Annotated in this window: 2 protein-coding genes; both read left to right on the top strand. The window is 38.0% G+C overall.

All coding sequences use genetic code 11. The features are described from left to right. Nucleotides 1–78: 78 nt before the first annotated feature. Nucleotides 79–294, top strand: coding sequence for a hypothetical protein (locus ADA55_RS19610; RefSeq protein ID WP_048686960.1), 216 nt, complete (start codon nt 79–81; stop codon nt 292–294). Between the two features lie 1,560 nt (nt 295–1,854). Continuing rightward, complete coding sequence (locus ADA55_RS30705) at nt 1,855–2,118, top strand: hypothetical protein (RefSeq protein WP_048686954.1); 264 nt, start codon at nt 1,855–1,857, stop codon at nt 2,116–2,118. The last annotated feature ends 1,194 nt before the right edge of the window (nt 2,119–3,312 follow it).

The raw sequence follows: 3,312 nt of genomic DNA, 5'->3' as shown, positions 1-3,312 counted from the left end.
ATGTATGAGATTACTTACAGACTGTAGCTATGATATAAGTTAATCTTAATACCATACTATTCTTTAGGAGTTCATAACATGCTAATTAAAACAGTAGCCATCTATAATCGAATCTCAAGGGATAATAACGAATCTGAAGATGTTCTACTTAATCACAGGACAATTACTAAAAGATTATGCGAATCAAAATCATATAAGTACAAGTTATATGAAGAGATTGAATCGGGAGGCAAGTTTGAAGAGAGAAAAGTCCCATTACAATTACTTAAGGATATTGCACAAGGCTTGTATTAAAGAATTCAGTAAAGACAGAAATAAAACAGATGGTCTTACTAGTGCTTGTCGGGAATGTAATAACAACCGAGAGTAAAAACGAAAGGAAAATGGTGATAATTTTACCAACGAGCAGAAGCTAGTAGCCTTTAAGAAGTACGGTAGATACTGTCAAATCTGCAAAAGCACTAGTAATTTTGATGTAAATCATAAACTTCCACAAAAGGTATGTAATTCTCATACAGCTAGTAATGACGACAATACTTGGATGTTGTTAAAGGTTGCAATAATGCAAAAGGAACACGAATCCTAATAGAAGTGATTCGAACCATACCAAATGAAATTTAGGACCAATGTTTTTAAGGAAATTCGCTAATGCAATCGATGAAGATAAATAATTAGGTGTCCCCCTATCCTCGAAAACACTAGTACTTTTGAGAGGGATCGGACACTTTCAGAAGGGGATAGATAGAGATGTATGGCGCAAGTGGCAAAGCCTCCATTTGCCCAAAACAACATCTCTATTTATCGTCTGGGAAAGTTATAAACAATACAGAAGGAGAACGATACAGGAATTAACAGAAAGTCTGTTGTAGAATATCTTAAAGCGTTGTTTGAAGAGGAAATCCTATACTGTGTATACTTTCAAATCAATCATTCAATTACAAAGAACTACTACACAAGATGGGTTCATAAAGAACAAACTGCTGAATGGGCAATATCGCTTGTAGAATCCCATTACAAGACTGATAAAAGCAAATTTAAAGATGGAGCGCCTAGAGTATAGACGAAAGAGGAGTCTCTTAATTGAGGCTCTTTTTGTATATTGGAGCGGATCATTGAACGTATTGGAGGAAAGCATCTGTATACACCCATGATGGTGTGAAAAAACCGATACGAAGCGCATTTTGATTAAGCAAAGTCAATTTACAGTTAAGAATTTTGTTATATGTTTGAAGGAAAAGGGTTTTATTAAGTGTCAAAATCACCCGTAATACAGTCCTCTGATAAATTTAATAACTCTGTTTGAAAATCTTCTTGTATTTTATCCGTATCACTAAGCAGAAATGGCTTTTCTAATTCGTATTTAAATCAGTTATTGTTTTAAGGTAAATCCCCAACCTAACATGGTAGGGATTTCTGTTCGAATGGATAAATCAGAGAAACAACTAGGAGAGAGCTATATCCGATGGCCACCTTTTAGTTTATGGCTATAAGGCCTACGATATAAGACTTTTTTTCTGTAATAAGAAATGCACACAAGCCAATTCCTTCTATTTTAAATATATTGATAGCATAATTTGAAAGGAGATGATAGATATGGATCTAAGTAACAATAAATGCTCATGCAGACAATGCAGCACATGTATTCCGTGCGGACCTCAGGGGCCTCAAGGGAAAACAGGTCCTCAAGGGCCTCGGGGGCCTCAAGGGCCTGAGGGGCCTCAAGGGCCTGAGGGGCCTCAAGGGCCTCAGGGGCCTCAAGGGCCTCAGGGGCCTCAAGGGCCTCAGGGGCCNNNNGGGCCTCAGGGGCCTCAAGGGCCTCAGGGGCCTCAAGGGCCTCAGGGGCCAGGGGGTGCTTTGGCTTATGGATCATTGTATAATCCGTCTGAAATTTTTGTCACAGTGTCTCAGGTAAGTCCACCTGCTTTGGGGCAGAAGGTTGTATTCACTACTCCTGGGCCGTTATTAGAAACAGCTCCATTTCCTCCTGGTCCTGGCCCTTATACTGATCTTGAGGTTTTGACTGCTGGGGTATATGAGATCAGCATGGATTTAACAGCTAGCCTTATTAATGCTTCTAACTTGGCGTTTAATACGAAGTACAGTTCAGGTTATTCATAAACGATACAACTCCAGTTCTTGAAAGCACTTTTGAATCCTTTAATCGTATTACAGGCGGACCAGGCGGTAACCCGCCGCAACTTGAAATTAGAAACACGATAGGAAGAACAATCCAACTGCGATTAGCCGCAAACGATAGGCTAAGTATTAGGGTAATAGCTGCATCTCTCAATGTAATGTATAGGTATCCTTCAATAGTGGTTACAAAAATCGCCAACTAATTCCCTAAATGGGACAAGCCAAAGTCCGTAAATAGGAGAACGAAGAGTCCACCCTCAAGGTTGTGGGCTTTTTCTGTTTTACAACTTTCAGATGCTTATTGACCGTTGTGGTTTTTAGTTTCACAGGTAAATTAAACGAAGTCTCATCCCTTCTTCACCTGAACTTCCCCGTTCGTCCATAAAAAAACCGCCGAAAATGGCAGCTGTAACTGAAGTAAAGCACTCGTTAGTTGAATAGTACTTCAGTAAGAGAAAGCCCCCTATTCAAACGACATGTAATAAAGTTATATAATTTGTATTTCTAGTATCGCCAATATTCAACTATAGGATTAAATAATACTCTGCCTACAAAGAGAATCACTGTTTCCAGGTATATACAATCGAGTTACTAGAGCTTCAACATTTCAGTTTTTCATGTAAAAGAAACTAAAAAAAGTGATAATAAGGATTGAATTTATCTTCTTTAACCATCTGCCGTATAATCCAATAACCAATTTTCCCTGATATTTCCAGACCATTAATGATAAAGCCAAGCATTCCTAACAAACCAAAGGTTGCGTTAAGAAGAAATACCTTGGGTTGTGGTTACTTTACCATCGGTTTTACCATCTAGCATGAACGATTGAAGTTACCAAAAGTGAACATACCAAAGGTGACCTCATCTCACTTCCCAAAAAATCCTAAAGTTATCGACAAAGCAAAGAACCCCCTTTCATCTCGATGTATGAGATTACTTACAGACTGTAGCTATGATATAAGTTAATCTTAATACCATACTATTCTTTAGGAGTTCATAACATGCTAATTAAAACAGTAGCCATCTATAATCGAATCTCAAGGGATAATAACGAATCTGAAGATGTTCTACTTAATCACAGGACAATTACTAAAAGATTATGCGAATCAAAATCATATAAGTACAAGTTATATGAAGAGATTGAATCGGGAGGCAAGTTTGAAGAGAGAAAAGTCC

The organism is Bacillus sp. 220_BSPC (assembly GCF_001054655.1).
Classification (GTDB): Bacteria; Bacillota; Bacilli; order Bacillales; family DSM-1321; genus Peribacillus; species Peribacillus frigoritolerans.
This window is presented reverse-complemented; position numbering and strand designations above follow the sequence as displayed.